Genomic DNA, 2373 nt, shown 5'->3' with positions numbered 1-2373 from the left:
GATCTGCACCATCGCCAGCTGCCACGGCTCCTGGACGAGCTGGGCGCCCACCCACGGATGGGCGTCGATCGCGTCGAACATCCCGAGCGCGACGGCACGGATCGCGGTGAAGGGCTCCGCGCCGCCGTCCGAGCTCGCCAGGACCCGGGCGATGACGCCGCCGGACGCGGCGGCGAGCAGATCGCTCTTGTTCTCGACATGCCAGTAGATCGCCCCGCTGCCGGTCTCCAGACGCGAAGCCAGTGCACGGAACGTGAGCGCGCGCTCGCCACCGGCGTCGAGGATCTCGATCGCGGCGTCTACGATCCGCTGCTTCGACAGCGCGTCGCTGCGTCGGGTGGCCCGTGGGGGACGTGTCGCCATGCACACCATCTTGACACCTCTGGAACATCGTTCCAAACTAGGTCGATGGAACGCCGTTCCAGAATAGGAAAGGAAATCGCTATGACGACACCGGTCACGATCATCGGCGCCGGCCTCGGCGGCCTCACGCTCGCCAGAGTCCTCCACGTCCACGGCATCGCCGCGAGGGTCTACGAGGCCGAGCCGTCGGCGGGCGCTCGCACCCAGGGCGGCCAGCTCGACATCCACGAACACGACGGCCAATTCGCACTCGCCGCGGCGGGCCTCACCGCCGAGTTCCGCGCGATCATCCACGAGGGCGGCGCGGCCTCCCGGATCCTCGACCGCCACGGGGAGCTGCTCCTCGACGAGCCCGACGACGGCGGCACCGGACGGCCCGAAGTCCTGCGCGGCGATCTGCGACGCGTCCTGCTCGACAGCCTGCCCGCGGGCACGGTCCAGTGGGGCCGGAAACTGACCGAGGTCGCCGCTCTCGGCGACGGCCACCACGAGCTGACGTTCGCCGACGGTTCGATCGTGCGCACCGAGCTCCTCGTCGGCGCCGACGGCGTCTGGTCCAGGATCCGCCCGCTGCTCTCGACGGCGCGACCCGAATACGCGGGCGCCGTCTTCGTCGAGACCTACCTCTACGACGTGGACAACCGGCACCCGGCGGCGGCAGCGGTGGTCGGCGACGGTGGCATGTTCGCGCTCGCACCGGGCAACGGCATCTCCGCGCACCGCGAGGCGGGCGATGTCATCCACACCTACGCCGAACTCGCCCGCCCCGCCGACTGGCTCGACGGCATCGACTTCACCGACCCCACCGCCGCGCTCGCCCGGGTAGCGGCCGAATTCCACGGATGGGCGCCCGAGCTCACCGCACTGATCACCGACGGCGACACCCCGCCGGTCGCGCGCACGATCAACACGCTCCCCACCGGCCACCGCTGGGACCGTGTGCCCGGCGTGACCCTGCTCGGCGATGCCGCGCACCTGGCGCCACCCGCGGGCGAGGGCGCCAATCTCGCCATGTTCGACGGTGCCGAACTCGCCGCGGCGCTCGCCGCGCACCCAGGCGACCGGGAAGCGGCACTCACCGCCTACGAAGCGGCCCTGTTCCCCCGCAGCGCGAAGGCGGCCTCGGACGCGCACCGCATCCTCGACCTGTGCATCGGCGACAGCGCGCCGTTCGGGCTGGTCGACTTCATGACCGGCGTGTCCTGAGGATCCCCCGGCGAACACGAGTGGGCCGTCTCACAGCCGGTTCCCGACCCCGCCCCCGTGCGCGTACGAGCTTCGGCCGACCACTAAACTCGCCCCCATGACCAGTGCGTTCCCGACCATTCCCGCCGACCTCAAGCCCGCCGACGGACGGTTCGGCTGCGGCCCGTCCAAGGTCCGCCCGGAGCAGCTGCAGTCCCTGGTGACTGTCGGCGCCTCGGTGTTCGGTACCTCGCACCGCCAGAAGCCGGTCAAGGACGTCGTCGCGCGCGTGCGCAACGGCCTGCGCGAGCTGTTCTCCCTGCCCGACGGCTACGAGGTCGTGCTCGGCAACGGCGGCACCACCGCGTTCTGGGATGCCGCCGCCTTCGGCCTGATCCGCGAGCGCTCGCTGCACCTGACCAACGGCGAGTTCTCCTCGAAGTTCGCCTCGGTCGCCAAGGGCAACCCCTTCATCGGCGACCCGATCGTCGTCAAGGCCGAGCCGGGCAGCGCGCCCGAGCCCGTGTCCGACCCCTCGGTCGACCTCATCGGCTGGGCCCACAACGAGACCTCCACCGGTGTGTCCATCCCCGTGTCGCGTCCGGTCGGTTCGGAGAACGCCCTCATCGCCATCGACGCCACCTCGGGCGCGGGCGGTCTGCCGGTGAACATCGCCGACTCCGACGTGTACTACTTCGCCCCGCAGAAGTGCTTCGCCGCCGACGGTGGCCTGTGGATCGCGATCATGAGCCCGGCCGCGCTGGCCCGCGTCGCCGAGATCAAGGAATCGGGTCGCTGGACCCCGGAGTTCCTCTCGCTGCCGAT

At 71.0% G+C, this 2373-nt stretch carries 3 protein-coding genes; 2 read left to right on the top strand and 1 reads right to left on the bottom strand.

The window, feature by feature from the left end; translation table 11 throughout:
- Positions 1-363 (bottom strand): TetR/AcrR family transcriptional regulator (locus ACFWF3_RS32470; protein WP_379317671.1); only part of this gene is annotated, 363 nt, incomplete at its 3' end.
- An 81-nt stretch (positions 364-444) separates the two neighbouring features.
- Between ACFWF3_RS32470 and ACFWF3_RS32465 the strand changes: the two genes are divergently transcribed.
- Positions 445-1569, top strand: coding sequence for an FAD-dependent oxidoreductase (locus tag ACFWF3_RS32465; protein ID WP_379317669.1), 1125 nt, complete (start codon positions 445-447; stop codon positions 1567-1569).
- Positions 1570-1666: 97 nt separating this feature from the next.
- On the top strand, positions 1667-2373 hold a 707-nt coding region (locus tag ACFWF3_RS32460), incomplete at its 3' end, for an aminotransferase class V-fold PLP-dependent enzyme (protein ID WP_379317667.1).

Origin of the sequence: Nocardia sp. NPDC060220, assembly GCF_042727815.1 — a bacterium.
Classification (GTDB): domain Bacteria; phylum Actinomycetota; class Actinomycetes; order Mycobacteriales; family Mycobacteriaceae; genus Nocardia.
Note: the sequence above shows the minus strand (reverse complement) of the source record. Positions and strands in the feature narration are given on the sequence as shown.

What these genes read in the sequence shown, in the direction of transcription:
- ACFWF3_RS32465 (WP_379317669.1), top strand. Translation starts at nt 445, where the DNA reads ATGACGACACCGGTCACGATCATCGGCGCCGGCCTCGGCGGCCTCACG.